This window comes from Mesorhizobium sp. (assembly GCF_004962925.1).
In the GTDB taxonomy this organism is placed as follows: domain Bacteria; phylum Pseudomonadota; class Alphaproteobacteria; order Rhizobiales; family Rhizobiaceae; genus Mesorhizobium.
The window spans coordinates 224-21,321 of sequence record NZ_SUEO01000097.1 but is presented as its reverse complement, the minus strand read 5'-3'; the positions used below and the strand labels follow the sequence as shown (position 1 = coordinate 21,321).

The 21,098-nt window shown below is 62.0% G+C and carries 23 protein-coding genes; 12 read left to right on the top strand and 11 right to left on the bottom strand.

Annotation, left to right across the window (positions count from 1 at the left end; all coding sequences use genetic code 11):
• Window positions 1-786 precede the first annotated feature (786 nt).
• Window positions 787-1,446, bottom strand: coding sequence for a DUF2161 domain-containing phosphodiesterase (locus E5W87_RS19380; RefSeq protein ID WP_292400881.1), 660 nt, complete (start codon window positions 1,444-1,446; stop codon window positions 787-789).
• A gap of 161 nt (window positions 1,447-1,607) precedes the next feature.
• On the opposite strand from E5W87_RS19380, the gene E5W87_RS19375 reads away from it, so the two are divergent.
• Window positions 1,608-2,555 (top strand): MurR/RpiR family transcriptional regulator, encoded by a 948-nt coding sequence (locus tag E5W87_RS19375; RefSeq protein ID WP_292400876.1) that lies wholly within the window; start codon window positions 1,608-1,610, stop codon window positions 2,553-2,555.
• A gap of 104 nt (window positions 2,556-2,659) precedes the next feature.
• The gene (locus E5W87_RS19370) at window positions 2,660-3,976 is read left to right on the top strand and encodes a M20 family metallopeptidase (protein ID WP_292400873.1); all 1,317 of its coding nucleotides are present in this window, start codon (window positions 2,660-2,662) and stop codon (window positions 3,974-3,976) included.
• Between the two features lie 286 nt (window positions 3,977-4,262).
• Here the strand turns inward: E5W87_RS19370 and E5W87_RS19365 are convergent, their stop codons facing one another.
• Genes E5W87_RS19365 through E5W87_RS19340 form a run of 6 tightly spaced genes read right to left on the bottom strand, consistent with a single transcriptional unit; the run spans window position 4,263 to window position 8,872 of the window.
• Window positions 4,263-5,270, bottom strand: coding sequence for a branched-chain amino acid ABC transporter permease (locus E5W87_RS19365; protein WP_292400871.1), 1,008 nt, complete (start codon window positions 5,268-5,270; stop codon window positions 4,263-4,265).
• Window positions 5,267-5,728: a branched-chain amino acid ABC transporter permease gene (locus E5W87_RS19360; RefSeq protein WP_292400868.1), complete on the bottom strand. Its 462-nt coding sequence runs from the start codon at window positions 5,726-5,728 to the stop codon at window positions 5,267-5,269. Before E5W87_RS19360 ends, E5W87_RS19365 begins: the two co-directional genes overlap by 4 nt.
• Window positions 5,692-6,141, bottom strand: coding sequence for a hypothetical protein (locus tag E5W87_RS19355; RefSeq protein ID WP_292400865.1), 450 nt, complete (start codon window positions 6,139-6,141; stop codon window positions 5,692-5,694). The genes E5W87_RS19360 and E5W87_RS19355 overlap by 37 nt, the downstream gene beginning before the upstream one ends.
• Window positions 6,142-6,166: 25 nt before the next feature.
• Window positions 6,167-6,886 carry an ABC transporter ATP-binding protein gene (locus E5W87_RS19350; RefSeq protein WP_292400863.1) on the bottom strand — a complete coding sequence of 240 codons (720 nt, stop codon included), beginning with the start codon at window positions 6,884-6,886 and terminating at the stop codon, window positions 6,167-6,169.
• Complete coding sequence (locus E5W87_RS19345) at window positions 6,883-7,620, bottom strand: ABC transporter ATP-binding protein (RefSeq protein WP_292400861.1); 738 nt, start codon at window positions 7,618-7,620, stop codon at window positions 6,883-6,885. The genes E5W87_RS19350 and E5W87_RS19345 overlap by 4 nt, the downstream gene beginning before the upstream one ends.
• A 4-nt stretch (window positions 7,621-7,624) precedes the next feature.
• Window positions 7,625-8,872, bottom strand: a complete 1,248-nt coding sequence (locus E5W87_RS19340; RefSeq protein WP_292400858.1) for an ABC transporter substrate-binding protein — start codon at window positions 8,870-8,872, stop codon at window positions 7,625-7,627.
• Window positions 8,873-9,080: 208 nt separating this feature from the next.
• Here E5W87_RS19340 and E5W87_RS19335 point away from each other — a divergent pair, with 208 nt between their 5' ends.
• Window positions 9,081-9,905 carry an alpha/beta hydrolase gene (locus E5W87_RS19335; protein ID WP_292400856.1) on the top strand — a complete coding sequence of 275 codons (825 nt, stop codon included), beginning with the start codon at window positions 9,081-9,083 and terminating at the stop codon, window positions 9,903-9,905.
• 100 nt (window positions 9,906-10,005) lie between these two features.
• Here E5W87_RS19335 and E5W87_RS19330 read toward each other — a convergent pair whose 3' ends face one another.
• Window positions 10,006-10,302: a DUF982 domain-containing protein gene (locus E5W87_RS19330; RefSeq protein WP_292400852.1), complete on the bottom strand. Its 297-nt coding sequence runs from the start codon at window positions 10,300-10,302 to the stop codon at window positions 10,006-10,008.
• A 401-nt stretch (window positions 10,303-10,703) separates the two neighbouring features.
• Here E5W87_RS19330 and map point away from each other — a divergent pair, with 401 nt between their 5' ends.
• Entirely contained in the window at window positions 10,704-11,531 is an 828-nt protein-coding gene (gene map / locus E5W87_RS19325) for a type I methionyl aminopeptidase (protein ID WP_292400878.1), read from the top strand.
• Between the two features lie 49 nt (window positions 11,532-11,580).
• Window positions 11,581-12,336 (top strand): DNA repair protein RadC, encoded by a 756-nt coding sequence (gene radC, locus E5W87_RS19320; RefSeq protein WP_292400851.1) that lies wholly within the window; start codon window positions 11,581-11,583, stop codon window positions 12,334-12,336.
• A 52-nt stretch (window positions 12,337-12,388) separates the two neighbouring features.
• Here the strand turns inward: radC and E5W87_RS19315 are convergent, their stop codons facing one another.
• On the bottom strand, window positions 12,389-13,828 hold the full coding sequence (locus tag E5W87_RS19315; protein ID WP_292400848.1) for an MFS transporter: 1,440 nt from the start codon (window positions 13,826-13,828) through the stop codon (window positions 12,389-12,391).
• A complete protein-coding gene (locus E5W87_RS19310) occupies window positions 13,828-14,064 on the bottom strand; it encodes a DUF2798 domain-containing protein (protein WP_292400845.1) in 237 nt (78 codons plus the stop codon). Before E5W87_RS19310 ends, E5W87_RS19315 begins: the two co-directional genes overlap by 1 nt.
• A 130-nt stretch (window positions 14,065-14,194) precedes the next feature.
• Between E5W87_RS19310 and E5W87_RS19305 the strand changes: the two genes are divergently transcribed.
• On the top strand, window positions 14,195-15,103 hold the full coding sequence (locus tag E5W87_RS19305) for a LysR family transcriptional regulator (protein ID WP_292400842.1): 909 nt from the start codon (window positions 14,195-14,197) through the stop codon (window positions 15,101-15,103).
• Window positions 15,104-15,130: 27 nt separating this feature from the next.
• Here E5W87_RS19305 and E5W87_RS19300 read toward each other — a convergent pair whose 3' ends face one another.
• Window positions 15,131-15,655 (bottom strand): hypothetical protein, encoded by a 525-nt coding sequence (locus E5W87_RS19300; RefSeq protein ID WP_292400840.1) that lies wholly within the window; start codon window positions 15,653-15,655, stop codon window positions 15,131-15,133.
• A 455-nt stretch (window positions 15,656-16,110) separates the two neighbouring features.
• Here E5W87_RS19300 and coxB point away from each other — a divergent pair, with 455 nt between their 5' ends.
• The 6 genes from coxB to E5W87_RS19270 all read left to right on the top strand — a co-directional run.
• The gene (gene coxB, locus E5W87_RS19295; RefSeq protein WP_292400837.1) at window positions 16,111-16,926 is read left to right on the top strand and encodes a cytochrome c oxidase subunit II; all 816 of its coding nucleotides are present in this window, start codon (window positions 16,111-16,113) and stop codon (window positions 16,924-16,926) included.
• Between the two features lie 89 nt (window positions 16,927-17,015).
• On the top strand, window positions 17,016-18,785 hold the full coding sequence (gene ctaD / locus E5W87_RS19290) for a cytochrome c oxidase subunit I (protein ID WP_292400835.1): 1,770 nt from the start codon (window positions 17,016-17,018) through the stop codon (window positions 18,783-18,785).
• The gene (locus E5W87_RS19285; RefSeq protein WP_292400832.1) at window positions 18,782-19,486 is read left to right on the top strand and encodes a cytochrome c oxidase subunit 3; all 705 of its coding nucleotides are present in this window, start codon (window positions 18,782-18,784) and stop codon (window positions 19,484-19,486) included. The genes ctaD and E5W87_RS19285 overlap by 4 nt, the downstream gene beginning before the upstream one ends.
• A gap of 13 nt (window positions 19,487-19,499) precedes the next feature.
• Window positions 19,500-20,222, top strand: coding sequence for a heme-copper oxidase subunit III family protein (locus E5W87_RS19280; protein WP_292400830.1), 723 nt, complete (start codon window positions 19,500-19,502; stop codon window positions 20,220-20,222).
• A 9-nt stretch (window positions 20,223-20,231) separates the two neighbouring features.
• On the top strand, window positions 20,232-20,636 hold the full coding sequence (locus tag E5W87_RS19275) for a cytochrome C oxidase subunit IV family protein (RefSeq protein WP_292400828.1): 405 nt from the start codon (window positions 20,232-20,234) through the stop codon (window positions 20,634-20,636).
• Window positions 20,637-20,826: 190 nt separating this feature from the next.
• The coding region (locus E5W87_RS19270) for an aminoacyl-tRNA deacylase (protein ID WP_292400825.1) at window positions 20,827-21,098 on the top strand (272 nt) is incomplete at its 3' end.

Here is a 21,098-nt window from a genome sequence, read left to right as displayed (position 1 = left end):
CGCCCTCGTTGAGCCAGACCAAGCCCTTCGTGCCATCCGGCAGCTCGTTGACCTGGTCGACGGTTTGAACGTCAACCAGATTGAAACCGGCGCTTGCGACTTCTGTGGCGGACCCACCTGCTGCGAAATGAAGTGCCATTTATATTCCTTTTTTTCTTAGCGCCCCGCGGTGCCTGCCTACTGGACGGCGTATATTAGCTCCAAATCAAATACCCGCACCCCTCTGATAGAATTTTTGAGATTTTTGGTATTGCATCGAGTGTCGCAGGCCGGATTTCACCGCACAAAGTGCGCGCTCCTGCCAATGTCGATTTCATGGAAACAATCCGTAGACAGTCTTGATAAACTACCAAAATATTCCTTTTTTGTTCCTAGGCGCGCCGATCCGTTCGACGCGCTTGGTAACGCAAATATCAACATTTGTTGTTTCTGGCTGCTGCAATCACTGTGTCCTGCTGCCGCATCTTTGCGCTCTGGCGGGCAGCGACAATGGAGGCGACGCTGGCCCCCTCACAGCCAGGTTGGACAATTTGTTTGAACAATCTTGCCCCGGGCGATCGCAGTTTACGATATCTCGCTGGCGACGTTGCCCATTGCCGCGTTGAGTTCGACGCACTCATCTTGTCGTATTTCGCGGGCATCAACGGGTATGCACAAAGGGGATGCGCAACCCGGAAGAGGCTGTCACGTTGCAGCCCACGCCGACTCTGATCGTTGCCAGGTCGGGAGAGGTTCGTTGTCTCCCCTGCCCGCGGCAGGCCGCTCAAACGACTCGGCGCCGCCTCGTTATGGAGCCGGTTGGGGCCAGCGCTGTAACGCAGCACGGCCAACGTCCGTAAGCGCATACACCCCGCGCTCGGCCCTGGCGAACCAGCCATAGACATTGTGAAGCAGGATCTTGGCGGCGCGCGGTGAAATGGTTTTCAGGTCGCGCGGGCGCTTCGGGCCGTCCACCATGGCAGCGGCGCAGGCCAGCGCGTCCTGCCGGTAAGCGGTCATTATCGGCGTTCGGGAGCCGCCGCCGACTACAGGGTCGCCGCGCCGACGACGATGCTCGTCCACCAGGCGCGATCTTCGCCTCGGGTCTCGCCGGGGCGGCAAAGCGGCGGGGCTGAGCAGCAATTCAACGTTGCCGGCGGAACCGACCCCCAGAAGGCCGAAGCCGAGCCGCCGGCAGAGTGCGCGAAACCGGCGATCGTGCTCGCGGCCTTTGCCTCGACTTGACATGCGCGCCGCGAGCCAAACCTCGTCGCACGACGCAGCACGATCGACACCTTGAAGTACGAGCTCGAGGTTGAATTGCAATTTCAATTCGCAGATGACGACCACGGGCGGCTCGCCGTCACGCAGTCCCACGACATCGCAGCCGCCAACTTCGCCTTTGACGGTGAATTCCAGGCTCTCAAGAAACCGCTTCACCGGGATGTAAAGAGACGTTTCCTGCATGCTGGAGCCATAACCGATTCGAGCCTGGGTGGCACAGAGCCACTTGGTCATACCAATAATGCACCCGACGGTCTTTGTAGAAACCATTCCAAAAATTGACATCGATACCAGAATTTGTAATTTCTCTATCATCGGCTGAACACGGGAAAGGGAGAGGTCCGGTGTCGATCCGCGAAGAGTTGGCGCATACCACCCTGGCCCTCACATCCGCCGAAGCCAAGATCGTGCGGGTCCTCCTTGCCGACTATCCGATGTCCGGGCTCGGCACTGCCTCGCGCCTGGCAAAGGCAGCGGGCGTCAGCGACCCGACGGTCATGCGCCTCATGGTCAAGCTTGGCTATGGCGGCTTTGCCGCCTTCCAGGCCAAGCTTCTGGCGGAAGTCGAGGCCCGCCTGCATTCCCCTTTGCTGATGATGGAGGCAAAGCGGCCTGCCAATTCGAGCGAAGGCACAGTCAACGACTACTTCCATTCGGTTTCCGACAGCCTGGAGAGGACGCGCACGGCGGTTCCTTCGCAGAGCTACGGCCGTGCCGCCAGGATGCTGCTCGACTGCAAGGGCCAGGTCGTGCTGCTCGGCGGACGCTTCAGCCGCCACATCGCCTCGATGCTCGCTGGCTATCTCGTGCAGTTCCGTCCCGACGTGCACGACATCGGCGCGCTGGCGCCGACGGATTTCGACCTGCTGATCGATCTCGGCAAGCGCGACCTGCTCGTCGTGTTCGACTATCGCCGCTACCAGTCGGATGTGGTGAACTTCGCCCGTCAGGCGCGCGAGCGGGGCGTGGGCATCCTGCTCTTCACCGACCCATGGCTCTCGCCGATCTCCGAACACGCCGATCTGACGCTTATCGCGGCAATTGAGGCCAACTCGCCGTTCGACACGCTAGCCACGGCCGTCGTCCAGATGGAGACCGTGTTTGCCCATGCGCTGGAGAGCGAAGGCCAGACGGTGCGCAAGCGCATCGAGGACATCGAAGGGATCCGCCGCGCCAATGGCGTGACGCTCGACGCCTCGGATTTCACCGGCCCGGGTGACCGCAGGACAGCCGCCGGGGACCCCGCAAAATGGGCGGCGCCGTTCGTCAGGGGCAAACCCAAATCGACATGACCGGGCCGACATGATCGGCGCAGCGTTGGGCGGCTGATTGGTCCGCTACCCCGCAACGCCAAGAGACAATCACGAACGCCGCAGAAGCACGAAAGGACATCGATATGCTGGACAGGGATGCGGCCGTCGCCGCCGCGCAAGCCGAGATCGACAAGGATCGCGACTGGGTGATCGGGCTCACCAGCGACATGGTCAAAATCCCCTCGGTGAACCCCAAGTTCGAAACCCGGCAGGGGCTGAACCGCGAGGCCGACGTGCAGGCGCTGCTAGAGCCTATCTTGAAGGCGGACGGCTTTTCGACCGAACAATGGGACGCTTTGCCGGGGCGGCCCAACCTGGCCGGCGAATGGGCCGGCGAGGAGGAACGCAGCCTGATCCTGTGCGGCCATATCGATGTCGTGCCGGTCGGAGAAATGAAGAACTGGTCGGTCGATCCGTTTGGCGGCGATATCACCGACGGGCACCTCTATGGCCGCGGCGCGGTCGACATGAAGGGCGGCGTGGCGGCTTGCATCGCGGCCGCGCACGCCATCCGTAAGGCCGGCATCAGGCTTCAGGGTCGGCTGGCGATCCACACGGTGGTCGATGAGGAAGCCGGCGGCTTCGGCGCCATGGACGCGGTTGCCAGGGGCAAGCTCGCCAAGGCGGTGCTGGTCGCCGAACCGACCTGGGGCGATGTCCTGCCGGTCGAGGGAGGGCTCGAATGGGCGCGGGTGACAATCCGCGGCCGCAACGCGCATTCGGCGCTGCGCTACAATGAAATCTACCCGCAGCGCCACGACAAGGATCGGCTGGAGCCCGGCGTCAATGCTATCGAGATCGCGGCGCGCTTCATCGCGGCCGTGCGCCAATACGAGCTCGACCGCACGCGGGCCAGATCGCATCCGCTGCTGCCGCTCGGCATGAACACGATCAACATCGGGGTGATGCAGGGCGGCACCGGGCTTGGCGAGAACGGCCTGCCGACGGTGATGACCAATCCGGCGATCATCCCCGACGTCGCGGTCCTCGATCTCGACATGAAGTTCCTGCCCGACGAGAATTCAGCCGATTATCGCCGCGATTTCGAAACTTTCGTGCATCATTTCGCCGCCACCGACACCTGGCTGCGCGACAACCCGCCGACCATCAAGTGGGAGCTGGGTGGCCTCTATTTCCCGCCGATGAACACCTCGCCCGACCATCCGCTGGTCCGGTCGCTCGTCGCCAACAAGGCGCGTATCGGCAAGACGCCCGAGGTGAAGGGCTTCGTCGCCGTCTGCGACGCCGCGCATTATGCCGGCGCCGGCGTCGATGGCGTCATCTTCGGCCCGTCCGGCGACGGTTTTCATGGCGCCGACGAATATGTCGAGATCGATTCGGTGGTGGAGACCGCCAAGGTCATCGCCGCTTCCGTCATCGACTGGTGCGGGGTTAGATGATGACAGGCGTTATCGGCAGAAAAGTCGCTTCAGGTTTGCCCCTGACCCGCTCCGAACGTTGGCGCCGCCCCTCACCTGCCTGCCGGCATCCTCTCGCCGTATAGTGACGGGGAGAGGGGCGACCTCATCGACGATTTCGCCAATCACCAGCGTTGCAAAAAGGATGCCGAGGCTGCGGCCAGCCCCTTCTCCCGTCACTATACGGGGAGAAGTGCCCGGCAGGGCGATGAGGGGCAGTGCCGACCCAACAAATTGATCCCCAACACGAGTTGGACACTTAATCCTATCAGGCCGGGCGCTTAATCCTATCGGCCACCATTGTCCACACGGCGCGGATCATGCCGACCAGGCCGCTTGGATAGACGAGCATGATCACAATGATGAGCAGCGCCGAGATCATCAGCCGCCATGCGCCGAAATCGGCCATCGCCTCGGAAAAGAGTGTGAGCACGAAGGACGCGATGATCGCGCCGTAGATCGTGCTCGGTCCGCCGAGCAGCACCATCGACAGGATGATGGTCGCCAGGCTCATGCCGAACACGTCGATCGAGGCATTGCGCTGGTAGGCGGCGTAGAAGGCGCCGGCAATCCCGGTGAAGAAGGCGCTTGCCGCCAGCGTCACCATGCGCTGCCTCACCAGCGAAACGCCGCGGCTGATGGCGTATTCCTCATTGTCGCGCAGCGCCACGATGCTGGCGCCGGCGCGAGAGCGCACGAACAGCCGCAAAAACAGCGTGCTGAGCACCAGAAGTGTCAGCGCAATGTAGAAATAGGCGATCTTACCGTCGCGGATCATGTTGTGGTCGAAAAGATAGAGGCCGGGCACCCGCACCAGACCTTGCGTGCCGCCCGTCAGGTCCGACTGGCTGATGATGACCTGCATGACGAGCTGCGCGAAGCCGAAAGTGACCAGGATGATATAGATGCCCTTGAGCCGCAGGATCGGAATGGTCACCAGCACGGCCGCCACGGTCGCGATCACGCCGCTCGCCACAAGCGCGATCCACGGATCGATGCCAGCCTGCTTGGCAAGCAGGCTGTAGGCATAGACGCCGATGCCGAACAGCGCCAGATGGCCGAAATTGAACACGCCGCCATAGCCGAGGCTGAGGTCCCAGTTCGAGGCGACGATGGCGTAGATGAAGATCATGATCAGCACATGCCGGCTGTAGCTGTCGCCGAAGACGAGCGGCAACAGGGCAAGCAGCAGGAAGCCCGCCACGAAGCCGATCGCCTCGCGGTTCCAGGCGACGCGGCCGGGAGCAGACGGGATGGCGATGTCGAGGAGCGTCATGCGAGCCCCCTGGAACGGCTGGCGAAAATACCCTCCGGGCGCACCATGAGCGTCGCGATAAGCACGAGGAAAAGCAGTGCAGGCGTCCAGTAGAGGCCGAAATAGTAGTTGCTCGCCGCCTCGAAGAACCCGATCAGGTAGGCAGCGAAGATCGGTCCTGAAATGCTTGAAATACCGCCGAAAACCACCACGATGAGTGCCTTGAGCAGCGGGTCGGCACCCATCGACGGGTTCATGAAGCGGTAGCCGCCCATGAAAATCCCGGCCAGCCCTGCCAGCGACGCGGCGATGGCGAAGGCAAGGCCGTAAAGCGCCGTGACGTTGAGGCCGACGAGCTGGCTCGCATCCTCGTTCTGCGCGACGGCCCTCAGCGCCAGGCCGAGCCGCGTGCGGTTGAGGAACGACCACAGCGCCGCAAGAATCAGCGGTGTGATGACGATGATCGCGATCTGGTGCAACGACACGCCAACGTGGCGATGGTGGTGTTGCCCTCGATCAGGCTCGGCAGCTGCTTGGAGCGCGGCCCCCAGACCGTCAGTGCCCCGTTCTCCATTAGCGAGCCGGCAGCCAACGTGGTGATGACGACGACCAGCACGATGTTGGGACGGCCGATCAGCGGCCGCACCACCGAGGCCTGCAGGATCCAGCCCGCGCCGGCCATGACAATGACGGCGAGCGGAAAGGCGATCATCACCGGCAGACCAAAGGCGACGAGCTGCCAGGCGAAATAGGCGCCCAGCATCATGAACACGCCATGGCTGAAATTGAACACGCCGATCGTCGTCCAGACCAGCGCCAGCCCGACCGCCATCATGGCGTAGAGCGAGCCCTGGAACAGGCCGCCAAAGAAGATATCCGAAAACATGCTCATGCCCGAACCCTGTCCAATCCTGCCTTCAATGCCCGAAATACATCGCCATGATTTCGCTGTGCTCGATGCTCTCGCCCGGCCGGATCTCGGTCTTGACCGCTCCGTGATCGACAAGGAACAACTGCCGGCTGAGTTCGAGCAGGAACTCGATGTCCTGCTCCACGACGACGAGCGGCACCCCGCCCTTCGAAATGTCCATGACGGCGGTGCAGAGTTCGTCCTTGATCTTCGGCGCCAGCCCAAGCGTCGGCTCGTCCAGGATCAGCAGACGCGGATGGCTCATCAACGCCGTGCCGATCGACACCATCTGGCGCTCGCCGCCGGAAAGCGTGCGCACCCTTTGCCGCCATCGTTCGGCGAGCTTCGGGAACAGCTTCACCACCTTTTCACGGTTCTCGGCCTCGTGCGGCCGCGCTCGCGGCGAATAGGCGCCAAGCGCCATGCAGTCGCCGATCGTCAGGTCGGGAAACAGCTTGTTGCCCTGCGGCACGTGGATGAGACCGGTGGCGACGATGGCGCGCGCGCTCAGGCCGGTAATGTCCTTGCCATCGAAAACGACGCGGCCGCGTTTCGGCGCGACCAAGCCGGAAATGGTCCTCAGCAGCGTCGTCTTGCCGTGGCCGTTCGGCCCGAACAGCCCGACATTGCCGAACCGGCCGGCCTCGAGCGTGATGTCATGCAGAACGGTCACGCGTCCATAGCCTGATGTCACCGCCTCGACACTCAGGATCGGGCTCTCGCTCACGCCGCCGATCTCCTTGTGCCGAGATAGGCCTCTACCACGCGATGGTCGGCGATCACGCTCTTGGGGTCGCCCGCGGCAAGCACGCGGCCTTGGTTCAGCACCAGAAGATGTTGCGACAGGCTCATCAGGAAGGTCAGCACATGCTCGATCAGCACCACGGTGATGCCGCGCGCGGCCGTGCGCCTGATCAATCCGATCGACGTCTCGATCTCCGGCTTGGTCAGGCTCGATGCCGGCTCGTCGAGCAAAAGCATGCGCGGCTCCGTGGCAATCGCCGTTGCAAGCATCAGGCACTTGCGGTCGAACACCGACAATTCGCCGGCGAGCCGTCCAAACGTCGCCGACGAAAGGCCGACGAACTCCAGCGCCTCGGCGGCGCGGGTCCGCGCCTCGGCCGCCCCTCGCCCGGGCTTGCCATAGCTCGCGCCGATCAGCGCGTTCTCGAAGACGGTCAGCCCGTCGAAGCTGGTCTCGCGCTGGAAGGTCCTGAGAAGGCCGAGCTGTGCAATGGCATTGCCTGTCTTGCCCTGGATCTCTAGTCCGTCGAACCGTATCCGGCCCTTGTCGGGGCCGAACGGTATGCCGGTGATGACGTTGAACAGCGTGCTCTTGCCACTGCCGTTCGGCCCGGCGACGCCGAAGATTTCTCCGGCCTCGACGGCGAATGAAACATCGTCGACCGCCTTGAGGGAGCCGAACGCCTTCGATACGCCCTCGACTTCAAGCAGCGGCATGCCGCTATTTCATCCAGGGCTGCGGCTGGAACTCGCCCGTCGCGTATTTGGCGGGCGAGATCAGGGTGCGCTTGCCATCCCAGATCTGGAAGAAGGTGATCGGGATGTAGTCGTCGCCCTGCATGGCAAGATGCGTCGCCGGATCGAATTTCAGGCGGCCCTCGGCGACCTGCTTGTCGGTCTCGGACAGCGCCTTCATGATCGCGGCATGGTCGCTCGGGTCGCCGGCCTTTTTCAGCGCGTCGAAATAGACATGGATCATCTCGTAGAGGCCGACGCCGTATGTGCCGCTCTCGACGCCATATTTGGCCTTGAACTTGCCGGCCACTTCGTCGGCGCGTGGGTTCTTCGGCGTGGTCAGCGCGCCGCCGAGAAGGTTATAGATCACGCCGTTCGACTTTTCCTTTGTCAGCTCGACGAATTCCGGAACGCTCGGCGCATATTGCAGGAACACCAGGCTCTTGGTCGGCTGCTCCAGGAACTGGTTGAGGAACGAGGCCGAATTGCCGGGCAGATAGTCGGTGTTGATGACCACGTCCGGCACGTCCTCGCGCACCTTGGCCAGGATCGAACGCCAATCGGTCACCTCGCCGAAGGGCACGAGCTCGTCGACGGTGATGGTCCAGCCCTTCTCCTTGAAGGTCTTCTTCATGCCTTCGGAGATGGTCTTCGAATAGGCATTGTCGGACGAGATGATGGCGACCTTCTTGGTCGGCAGCGTGATCTTGCCTTCGGCCGCCAGCTTCTCGACAAAAACCGTGACGTCAGTGTTGTAGGCGTCGAAGGACGGGGTCAGCGACCAGCAGCAGGCGTATTTCGCCGGATCGGGCGCGATGATGTCCTTGGTCTGCTGCGATGTGGCCGCGAGCATGTAAGGCATCTCCGCCTCGGCCATGTTGTCGATCTCGAAATTGGTCAGGCTGGCATAGCCGGTCAGCATGAAATGCACATCCTGATCGCCGAGCAGGCGCTCGACCGCGCTGGTCACGTTCGCCGCCGACTGATCCTTGACGTCACCCACGACCAGTTCGAACGTATGGCCGTCGACGCCGCCGGCGCTGTTTGCCTCGTCGATCGCCATCTGCGCGCCGCGCTGGAATTCCTGGCCGTCGGCCGCCGCCGGGCCGGTCAGCGGCGCCAGCAGGCCGATCTTGACGACATCGGCGAATGCCGGCGCCGTGGCCAGCATCACGCCGAGCGACGTTCCGATCAGCATATGCCTGAAATGGCGTTTCATCGACTTGGTCATCATTGATCCTGTTCCCCTGTTATTATGGTGACGATGGTTGGATGATTGACAAATTATGCACAGGCGGGTCAATTTGAAAAGATATTTTCATGCGTAGGCGGACAAAGTTGCCCGCTCTGTTGAGCGCGTAAGGCCATGTGATGCATTTCCGGGCAGTTCGCCGGGGACTGTAGCAATCAACCGAAACGGAGACAGGCGAATGGAGACAGGGATGGCGACCACGATCAAGACGATCGAAACCAGTCACGGCACGATCGCCGTGCGCGAAAGCGCCGGCACCGGCATGCCGGTGCTGATGATCCACGGCAATTCGTCGTCGGGCGCCGTTTTCCGCAATCAATTCGATGGCAGGATCGGCGCAACCTACCATCTGATCGCGGTCGATCTTCCCGGTCATGGCGAGTCCTGCGACGCGGTCGATCCGGAGCGCAGCTACTCGATGCCGGGTTACGCCGACGCAATGACCGAGGTGATGAACAGGCTTGGCATCGAAAAAGCAGCGGTCTTCGGATGGTCGCTGGGCGGTCATATCGGGTTGGAGATGATCGACCGCTATCCCGGCATGCTCGGTCTGATGATCACCGGCACGCCGCCGGTCGCCGGCGCCGATCTCGACAATGGCTTCAAGCCCAGCCCGCATATGGGACTGGCCGGCAAGGAGACCCTCACCGAAGAAGATATCGACGCTTATGCGCACTCAACCTGCGGCGAGCCCTATGACCAGCTGCTCCGCAATGCCGTCGCGCGCACCGATGGCCGCGCGCGCAGACTGATGCTCGGCAAATTCGCGGCGGGCGAAGGCAAGGACCAGAGCGCGATCGTTGCCGGCAAGACGCCGCCGATCGCGGTCCTCAACGGCGCCGACGAGCCATTCGTCAACACCGACTTCGTCGATACGATTCCCTTCTCCAACCTCTGGGAAGGCAAGAAGCATCTGATCAGCAATTCCGGCCACGCGCCGTTCTGGGATTCGCCGGACCGGTTCGACCCGATCTTCGATCGGTTCCTCAAAAACCTGGAGCCCGGCTGGCGCTAATGCATGTCGCGCAAAAGTGCGCAGCGGTTTTGCGGTAACGACATGCATAGAAACAAGAGCTTAAAGCGCGTCGCATGAATCCGTTCGAACGCGACGCGCTTTAAGCCCTAAGCCCCCTCGCCTCGCCAGAATGCTTGCCTGGAACCATCATATCCCTGGCCAGCAGGCGGCTCACCCGGCAGAACGCCATGAACGCGCGGCAAGCCTCCTCGGTATCGACCAGGTCGACCGTGGCGCCGAAGCAGGCATTGAACGCAGCCTGATAGACCTGGCCCCGCCGGCGAACCGGCCAGCCTTGCAGGAGATCCAGCGCCTGTTCGACGCTGTATATTTCCTCGACCGGCAGGCCAGGCGCGGTCGTGATGCGCACCGGCACCTCGAATTGCAATCTGTCCATTCGTGTCTCTCCCGAGCGGCGTTCCCGCAGCAACGCCGCTCGTTGCAAAAAGGTTGCTTGACCGGCTTCTCGCCTGGCTCAACATCTCGGAAGTGGCTGCGCCGCAGCCTGAAAACAAAAAACCCGCCTCGGCGACGGGTCGTCGGCGCAAATCAGCACCATACGCAAATCCATAGCATAGTTGCCGTCACAAAGCAACCGATCGCGAGCTCGCGTTCCTTCTCGCCCTGTCCAGGCAACACTCAACACATGCGCTCGCAACAGGGGGCAAGGCATGAATTTCGCCGGCTTGTGCCCTTCGTCGGCAGTTCGTCCTTGAACCTGGCGCCGTCCGGTGCCAAATCTGAGGGACTTTTCTCGCGGGCTCATTGGAAGCCCTTTCTTCCGGCAAGACGGACACAATGGTCACCTATCTCGACGCCGCCACGGCCCCACTCAGAAACACCGGCCAGATCCGCCTCTATGGCGAAGAAGGCTTTGCCGGCATGCGCAAGGCCTGCGACCTCACCGCGCGCTGCCTCGACGAACTGGTGCCGATAGTCGCGCCGGGCGTCACCACCGAAACCATCGATCGATTCGTCTTCGAGTTCGGCATGGATCACGGCGCATTGCCGGCGACGCTCAACTATCGCGGCTACACGAAGTCGTCCTGCACCTCGATCAATCACGTCGTCTGCCACGGCATTCCCGACAACAAGCCGTTGAAGGACGGTGACATCGTCAACATCGATGTCACCTACATCCTCGACGGCTGGCATGGCGATTCCTCACGCATGTATCCGGTGGGCACGATCAAGCGCGCCGCCGAGCGCCTGCTCGAGGTCACGCATGAATGCCTGATGCGCGGCATCGCCGCGATCAAGCCCGGCGCCCGCACCGGCGCCATCGGCGCCGCCATCCAGACCTATGCCGAAGGCGAGCGCTGCTCGGTGGTACGCGATTTCTGCGGCCACGGCGTTGGCCAGCTCTTTCACGATGCCCCGAACATCCTGCACTATGGCAACGCCAGCGAGGGCGTCGAGATGCGGCCGGGTATGATCTTCACCGTCGAACCGATGATCAATCTCGGCCGGCCGCACGTAAAGGTGCTGTCGGACGGCTGGACGGCGGTAACACGCGATCGCTCACTGTCGGCGCAGTACGAGCACACGATCGGCGTCACAGAGACCGGATGCGAGATTTTCACGCTGTCGCCAAAAAACCTCGACCGCCCCGGCCTGCCGGCATAGTGTTTGTGCGAGGGCCGGTTCTTTCCGGTCAAGAAAATTCGGGCGGCCTATGGGGACAACCAGCGACGACGACGAGCGGGGTTTCTTTCCCGAGAGACCGACAAAGTCGCTCGCGAAAGCCAAGTCTGTCGAAAAGCCGCATTATCTCGGTCATCGCGACCGCTTGCGCCAACGGTTCGCGGCCGCGGGTTCCGACGCCCTGCCCGACTACGAATTGCTGGAGCTCCTGCTCTTTCGCCTGATCCCCCGCGCCGACACCAAGCCCGTCGCCAAGGCGCTGCTGGCGCGCTTCGGAACGTTGGCCGAGGTGCTTGGGGCGCCCGGCGCACGGCTTGAGGAAGTCGGGGGTATCGGTCCGGCGGTGGCACTCGACCTGAAGATCGTTGCCGCGACCGCCCAACGCGCGGCGCGCAGCGAGATCAAAGGCCGCGAGGTCCTGTCGTCCTGGACGCAGGTTCTCGGATACTGCCGGTCAGTCATGGCCTTCGAGGAGCGCGAGCAGTTCCGCATCCTGTTTCTCGACAAGAAGAACGCGCTGATCGCCGACGAGGTGCAGCAGGTCGGCACCGTCGACCACACACCGGTCTATCCGCGCGAAGTGGTCAAGCGCGCGCTCGAACTCTCCGCCACGGCGATCATTCTGGCGCATAATCATCCTTCAGGCGACCCGACGCCGTCGCGCGCCGACATCGAGATGACCAAGCTGGTCATCGAGACGGCCAAACCGCTCGGCATCGCCGTCCACGATCACATCATCATCGGCAAGAAGGGCCATGCCAGCATGAAGGGCCTGCTGCTGATTTGACGCCCGATTTGAAACACGCATCGGGTTCTCTTCGAAAGCACTCGGTCTCGTGTCATGACACGCTTCCAGGCAGCGAAGGGCGTGTCGCAAGAGCACGACTTCCGACCGCGATGGCGAGCGCGACGACGATCAGTATCGCCGCGACCGCGAACGTGCCCCGCATACCGGCGGCAACGGCCTCGGGGCGCGCCATCGTGATGTCGGACGTCGCTGACGCAAATGCGAACACAGCGCCCATGACGGATGCGCCGGTAATGAGCCCGAGATTGCGCGACAAATTGAGCAATCCGGAAATGACGCCCCGCTGGTCCGGGCGGATATCTGACATGACAGCGGTGTTGTTGGCGGTTTGGAACAGCGCATAGCCTGATGTGATGATTGCGATCGGGGCGATGTAGCCAGGGAGCGTTGCCGGCATCATGGACAGAATGAAGCAACCGGCCGCTATCGCGATGAGCCCAATGATGGTCATGCGCGCAGCGCCAAAACGGTCCGCTATGCGGCCAGCCGGCACACCGGTCAGCGCGGCGACAAGCGGACCGACCGACATGACGATCCCAACAAGAGCCGCGTCGAGGCCGAGCCCACGAGACAGATAGAACGGCCCGACCACCAGCGTCGCCATCATCACCGTCGCAACGAGCGCGCTCATGGCGAGGCTGGCACTCAGCGTCGCATTGCGGAACGCCGCCAATCGGATCAAAGGCGACGCCACTCTCGCCTCCACAAGCACAAAGAAGCCGGCTCCGAAAACGGCTGCTGCCAATAGCGCCATGTTGAGCGGACCAAAACTGCCACGCCCGACCGTCATCGCGAGCGCGTAGGCGCCAAGCGCCAAGGCAAGCAGCAGCGTGCCCACAACGTCGAAGCCGGCCCGGTCCGTCTTCGACCCCCGGCGATCAGCCGGCAGGTAGCGATAGGCGAGAACAAAAGCCAGCAAACCCAGCGGCACGTTGACGAGGAAGATCGCCCGCCAACCGGCTCCGGCAATCAGAAGACCGCCGAGCGATGGACCGAGAGCGGTGCCGATCGCCGACATCGTTCCGAGCAGCCCCATGGCGCTGCCGGTCTTGGCCTTCGGGACCGTCTCACCGACAAAAGCCATGGTCAGGGTCATCATGATGGCCGCCCCTACTCCCTGCGCCGCCCGGGCGGCAATCAGCAGCCAGAGCGTCGGCGCGACGCCACACAGGACCGAGGCCGTCGTGAACAGGAAGAGCCCGGCCAGCAGCAGCCGCCGACGGCCGATGAGGTCACCGAGCCGTCCGACGCTGACGATCAGGGCAGTAATGGCGAGGAGATAAGCCAGCACAATCCACTGGACTTCCTGGAACGAGGCGTTGAACGCCTGCGCCAAGGTCGGCAAGGCAACGTTGGCGATGCTGGTGCCGAGCGAGGACAGCAACATGGACAGCGAAAGGCTGGCGAGCGCCCACCGAACCGAAGGTTTAAGCGCCGCACCTGCGGCGGCAGCGGTTTGTCCTGAAGTCATCAGGCCTTCCCGGATTGGGCTTTGACCAGGCCCATTACAAGCCGGCGAGCGACCGGCGCGACAACCAGGATGACCGGGAATGCGATGAGCCAGGATGGGAGCCAGGCTCCGATCCAAAGGCTGAAAAAGCCGTCAATCAGCCCCGCATTGCGGAAGGTCGCGATGCCCGAGACGACGAAGGACATCAGGCACGAGAGGACAAAGCCAGATACGACAGGTGCAAACCGGGCCGGCATGATCAGATGACTCCTTGAATGGGACTGTTGCCTACGTAGTCCTTTGCCCGATATGGCGGAACGCGCAGCATTTGCACTCTATTCGTGCGTTTGACGCCACATCATGATCTAGCTGTGCTATGGTCGATGCATGTCCACACCCGATCTCAATCTGCTTGTCACCCTTGATGTGCTGCTTGCCGAAGGCAGCGTTGCGCGCGCCGCCAAGAGGCTTCGGCTGAGCCCGTCGGCGATGAGCCGGGCGCTGGCGCGATTGCGGGAGACGACAGGGGATCCGCTGCTGGTCAGGGCCGGACGCGGCCTCGTTCCCACGCCCCGGGCCCTCGATCTCCGCGAGCGCGTCGGTCAGCTTGTGCAGGATGCCGAAGCCGTTCTGCGTCCTGTTGAGACGCTCGACCTGAAACGGCTCGTGCGAACCTTCACGCTTAGAAACAGGGATGGCTTTGTTGAGAATTTCGGGCCGTCTCTCATTGCGCGCGTCGGCCAACAAGCACCGGGCGTGAAGCTGCGTTTTGTGCTGAAGGCGGACAAGGACAGCGCGCCCCTGCGCGACGGCGGCGTAGATCTTGAAACGGGGGTCGTCGGAAAGGCCACGGGACCAGAGGTGCGCGCGCAAGCGCTGTTCCGTGACCGCTTCGTCGGTGTCGTGCGGATGGGGCATCCACTATGCGAGGTCACGATCACCCCTGCCCGCTATGCCGCCGGCCGGCACATCCTCGTCTCCCGCCGCGGGCTCGACAGGGGACCGATCGACGATGCCCTTGAGCCGTTAGGGTTGAAACGGGAGATCGTTACGGTCGTCGGCGGCTTTTCGGAAGCTCTGGCCCTGGCGCGTGCCTCGGACCTGATCGCCAGCGTTCCCGAACGCCATACGGGAAACCTGCGTGACGGGATGTTCTGTTTCCCTCTGCCGGTTCCCTTGCCGGAAATCGCGGTTTCACTCTTGTGGCACCCGCGGCTGGATGCCGACCCGGCGCACCGCTGGCTGCGCGGGTGCGTTCGAGACGTCTGTGCCGGAATAACTCGCTGGATCTCTTAGCGGTCAAGGCGAGCGTTGCTGATCCGATCACGGCAACTCGGTATTGCAGGTGCCGGCGATCTGGCCGACGGCCTCGCTGAACCCGGCAAGATCGAAATCGGCCTCGCCTCGCCCCGACAGCAGCCCGAACCGCCAGGACAGCAGGAGCCGGTCTGCGGAAACCAAGCGCCTGATACCGTCGGCACCATCCCGAACCAGCGTCCGGCCCCGCGGGCCGACCGACCAGCTTTCGTTGAGCTTGCTGGCCTTGTCGACAGTCACCGACATGGTGATGGTCCGGCTGGCGGAGACGGCATCGTTCAACTGCAACCATTCGCTCCAGCGCGGCTCACCATTCGCCCGGCAGGCAATGGTCAGGACCGGGCTGTAGCTCAAGGCGCCGCCGCCGGTGATGAGCTTGTTGGTGGCATGGAGCGAGGCCGTGACCAAACCATTGCTGCCGGTGTCGAACCGCCAATTGTCAAGCACACTGCCGGCCTGGGCGATGCCGCAGGCCGAGGCGAGGAGGAACGCCGTGGCGACCGCGCCTCCAATACCGACGAATAGCTTCAACGATCCCTCCAACAACCCTGCACTTTGCAACACAGCGCAGATAATGATCAAAATCTCGTATCGCCAGCCGCCACCGCTACTTGGGCGCGAATCTGTCGCTACCGCATCCGCCCGAAAATCGGAATCGATTCTCGGACAGCACGATGCGTAGAAAATAAGAGTTCAGGGTGTACTTTGTGCATCCAAGTGGTGCACGTCGCTCTAAGGTCACAACGAAAAAGGCCGCATTGAGGGCGTCCTTTCACAATTCGGCAGAATGCCGTGTTATTCGGCGCCCTTGGCAGGTTTTTTCTTCGCCGCAGCCTTCTTCTTCTTAGGCTTTTCCACATCATCGCCATTGCGTTTTCGGCTGACCGGAAGACCGCACTAGAATTTCGACCGGAAATCGAGCTATGATGCACCTGGCATTTCCTGGGACGGCTTAGCGCCCTTGGAATGCCGGGAGGAAACGGGATATGGCGGTTGCGCTTGTACTCGTTTTGGTAGTCGTGGGCTCAGTGTTGTTCCACTTCCTGAGCCCATGGTGGTGGACGCCGATTGCCTCGAATTGGGACTATATCGACAACACCATCATTATTACCTTCTGGATCACCGGCGTCGTCTTCGCCGCCGTCGTCCTATTCATGGCCTATTGCGTCTTCCGCTTCCGTCATCGGCAAGGCAATCAGGCGGCGTACGAACCCGAGAACAAGCGGCTCGAATGGTGGCTGACGATAGTCACCGCAGTCGGGGTCACGGCCCTGCTGGTTCCCGGCCTGTTCGTCTGGAACCGGTTCGTCAGCGTTCCAAGCGACGCAACCGAGGTCGAAGTCGTCGGCCAGCAGTGGCAATGGAGTTTCCGCCTGCCCGGCAAGGACGGCAAGCTCGGCACATCCGACACCCGCAACGTCAGCGTTGAAAATCCGCTGGGGGTCATCGCCAGCGATCCCAATGGCCAGGACGATGTCGTGGTCGAAGCCGCCGATCTGCATCTGCCGGTCGGCAAGCCGGTCAAGATGCTGCTCCGCTCGATCGATGTGCTGCACGATTTCTATGTGCCGGAATTCCGCGCCAAGATGGACATGATCCCGGGCTCGGTCACCTATTTCTGGTTCACCCCGACCAAGACCGGAACCTTCCAGGTCCTGTGCGCCGAACTTTGCGGCCAGGGGCATCCTTTGATGCATGGTGTGGTGATGGTCGACACGCAGGAAGATTATACGGCGTGGCTCGGTGAACAGCAGACTTTTGCGCAATTGTCGGCCCCTCAACAGGTGGGCTCGGCAGAGTAGACGCCGGGAAAAAAACGGCGACGTGGGTTTAAATTGCGGCAGGGCTCGAAACTGTCGAGCCTGGCCGAAAAGGGCACGGAGGTGTTCCTATGGTCGATATCACACCTGCAGATGCGGTACCGCCGGCCGAAGTCGCGGAGATGGAACTCTACCATCCGCACAGCTGGTGGACGAAATACGTTTTCTCGCAGGACGCCAAGGTCATCGCCATCCAGTATTCGGCGACGGCAACGGCAATCGGCCTGGTGGCGCTGGTGCTGTCCTGGCTGATGCGGCTGCAGCTCGGGTTCCCCGGCACGTTCGACTTCATCACCCCGGAAGCCTACTACCAGTTCATCACCATGCACGGCATGATCATGGTGATCTACCTGCTCACGGCACTCTTCCTGGGTGGCTTCGGCAACTATCTGATCCCACTGATGGTCGGCGCGCGCGACATGGTCTTTCCCTATGTCAACATGCTGAGCTACTGGATCTACCTGCTCGCCGTGCTGGTGCTGGTGTCGAGCTTCTTTGCGCCCGGCGGACCGACGGGTGCCGGCTGGACGCTCTATCCGCCGCAGGCGATCATGACCGGCACACCAGGCGGCCAGGACTGGGGCATCATGCTGATGCTCATCTCGCTGATCCTGTTCATCATCGGCTTCACGATGGGCGGCTTGAACTATGTGGTGACGGTGCTGCAGGCCCGCACACGCGGCATGACGCTGATGCGCCTGCCGCTGACTGTCTGGGGCATATTCACCGCGACCGTCATGGCGCTGCTCGCCTTCCCGGCGCTGTTTGTCGCCTGCGTGATGATGTTGTTCGACCGCGCGCTCGGCACCAGCTTCTTCATGCCGGCGATCGTCGAGATGGGCGAGCAATTGCAGCACGGCGGCGGCAGCCCGATCCTGTTCCAGCATCTGTTCTGGTTCTTCGGCCACCCCGAGGTCTACATCGTGGCGCTGCCGGCCTTCGGCATCGTATCCGACCTGATCAGCACCCATGCGCGCAAGAACATCTTCGGCTACCGGATGATGGTCTGGGCCATCGTCGGCATCGGCGCGCTGAGCTTCGTGGTCTGGGCCCACCACATGTATGTCAGCGGCATGCATCCGTATTTCGGCTTCTTCTTCGCCACCACGACATTGATCATCGCCGTCCCGACCGCGATCAAGGTCTACAATTGGGTGCTGACGCTGTGGCGCGGCGATATCCACCTCACCATACCGATGCTTTTTGCCCTGGCCTTCATCGTCACCTTCGTCAATGGCGGGCTGACCGGATTGTTTCTCGGCAACGTCGTCGTCGACGTTCCGCTGTCGGATACGATGTTCGTCGTCGCCCATTTCCACATGGTCATGGGCGTCGCCCCGATCCTCGTGATCTTCGGCGCGATCTATCACTGGTACCCGAAGGTCACCGGCCGGATGCTGAACGAGGCAATGGGCCGGTTCCATTTCTGGGTCACGTTCCTCGGCGCCTACCTGATTTTCTTTCCCATGCACTACATCGGCCTGATGGGCGTGCCACGGCGCTACAACGAACTGACCGACATGACGGTGATGACGGAATCGGCCCACCACCTTAACTCGTTCATCAGCATCATGGCGTTCATGGTCGGCTTTGCCCAGATGGTGTTCCTGTTCAACCTGATCTGGAGCATCCGCCATGGCCGCGAGGCCGGCGGCAATCCGTGGCGCGCCACGACGCTCGAATGGCAGACGCCGCAAACGCCGCCCGCCCATGGCAATTTCGGCAAGGAACTGCCGATCGTCTATCGCTGGGCCTATGACTACAGCGTGCCGGGCGCCAAGGAGGATTTTATCCCGCAAAACATGCCGGGCTCCTTCGGATCCTCAAGAGAGCCGGCATGAGCGTCATTCTGGTCTTCCTCCTCGTGATCGTCGGCTTTGCCGGATGGTGGCTTTCCCACCAGCGGCTGATGGCCAAGCCATGGCTCGAGCAAGGTGTGATCGGGGATATTATCGGCCCGGAAGGATCGGCGCTGCCGACCGCCAAGATCGGCCTCGGTGTCTTCCTCGCCGTCGTCGGCTGCCTGTTTGCGCTTTTCACCAGCGCCTATTTCATGCGCATGGCGCTGTCGGACTGGCAGGCGCTGCCGCTGCCGCGCGTGCTCTGGTTCAACACCGGCGTGCTGGTCCTGAGCAGCATCGCGCTGCAATGCGCCGTGGTCGCTGCGCGCCGGGGTCAAATCGACACGGTCAGGCTCGGCCTCGTCACGGCTGGGCTCACCGCGCTTGCCTTCCTGATCGGACAGCTTGTGGCATGGCGGGAACTGACCGCCGACGGCTATTTGCTGACCGCCAATCCGGCCAACAGTTTTTTCTACCTGATAACCGGGATGCATGGCCTGCACATACTGGGAGGGCTGGTGGGCCTGAGCAGAACGACTGCCGGTGCCTGGAACGGAGCACGGCCGGAGCGGCTTCGCCTCAGCGTCGAATTGTGCGCCATGTACTGGCATTTCCTGCTTTTCGTCTGGCTCGCCATCTTCGCGCTTCTGGCCGGCTGGGCCGCTACTTTCATCGAGATTTGCCGACAGTTGCTGACCTAGGAGGGCCGGGCGGATGGCAGACACGACACTGACTCATATCGGCCAGACACAGCCGCGGCCGGCGGGCTTGCAAGGCGTCGCCGCCGACTGGTCCTCGGATCAGCGCGCGTTCAAGAACGTGTCCTGGGGCAAGGCCATGATGTGGATCTTCCTGCTCAGCGACACCTTCATCTTTGGCTGCTTCCTGCTCTCCTACATGACCACGCGCATGTCTACGCGCGTGCCGTGGCCCAATCCGAGCGAGGTCTTTGCCCTTCATATTGGCGGCTCGGATATTCCGCTGATCCTTATCGCCATCATGACCTTCGTGCTGATCTCGAGCAGCGGAACGATGGCGATGGCGGTCAATTTCGGCTATCGCCACGACCGCCGCAAGACGGCGATCCTCATGCTTCTGACCGCAGCACTCGGCGCGACCTTCGTCGGCATGCAGGCCTTCGAATGGACCAAGCTGATCACCGAAGGGGTACGGCCCTGGGGCAATCCGTGGGGTGCGGCGCAGTTCGGATCATCCTTCTTCATGATCACCGGCTTTCACGGCACGCATGTGACGATCGGCGTGATCTTCCTGATCATCGTGGCGCGAAAGGTCTGGCGCGGCGATTATGACACGGGACGGCCCGGTTTCTTCACCAGCCGCAAGGGCCGCTACGAGAACGTCGAGATCATGGGGCTCTACTGGCATTTCGTCGACCTGGTCTGGGTGTTCATTTTCGCATTCTTCTATCTTTGGTGAGAGGCAGACATGGCTGAGATAACCGCAAACGGCCTGGGGCAACGCACGCTGCACGGAACTCAAGCGCATGATCCGACAGCAACCGGCATCGCCCCGGCGGAGGTTCATCAGGAACACCCGATCAAGCTCTATCTGGTGGTCTGGGCATGGCTGTTCATCCTCAGCGCCTGCTCCTATATGGTCGATTATTTCGGCCTCCACGGCTATCTCAGATGGTCGCTGATCCTGATCTTCATGATGCTCAAGGCCGGGCTGATCGTCGCCGTCTTCATGCACATGGCCTGGGAACGGCTGGCGCTGGCATATGCGATCATATTGCCGCCGATACTGGTGCTGGTGTTCGTGGCAATGATGGTCTTCGAATCGGATTACACGCTTCTCACCCGGACGGTGTTTTTTGGGGCCGGCCCCTGATACGCAATCCGGATTCGGGCTTTTCGGAAGCATTTCCCGTCAACAGCCGGAGGTGCTATTTGCGCTCCGCTTCTGTCCGCCTTGAAACAATCGACAGGTGGCCCATTTTCGTTTGTACGGGAAACGACAGAAGCAGAATGATTGCCCTCGTTTCCACATGCGTCGCGAACTCCAGCAAGGGAGGCTCAGGATGACGATCGCAAACAGACTGAAGGGCTTTATCGACGGGAAAGGAATTTCCTATGACACCGTCGAGCACCATCGCACATCGACAAGCAGGCAGTCCGCAATAGCGGCGCATGTGCCCGGCAGCATAATGGCCAAATCGGTAGTCGTTCACCACGAAGGTGGCTATGCACTGGCCGTAGTCCCCAGCACCCACCGGATCGAGCTCGGCACGTTGCAGGACGTCATGGACCAGCGTATCGGCCTGGCCTCCGAAGACGAGGTGGTTTCGCTCTT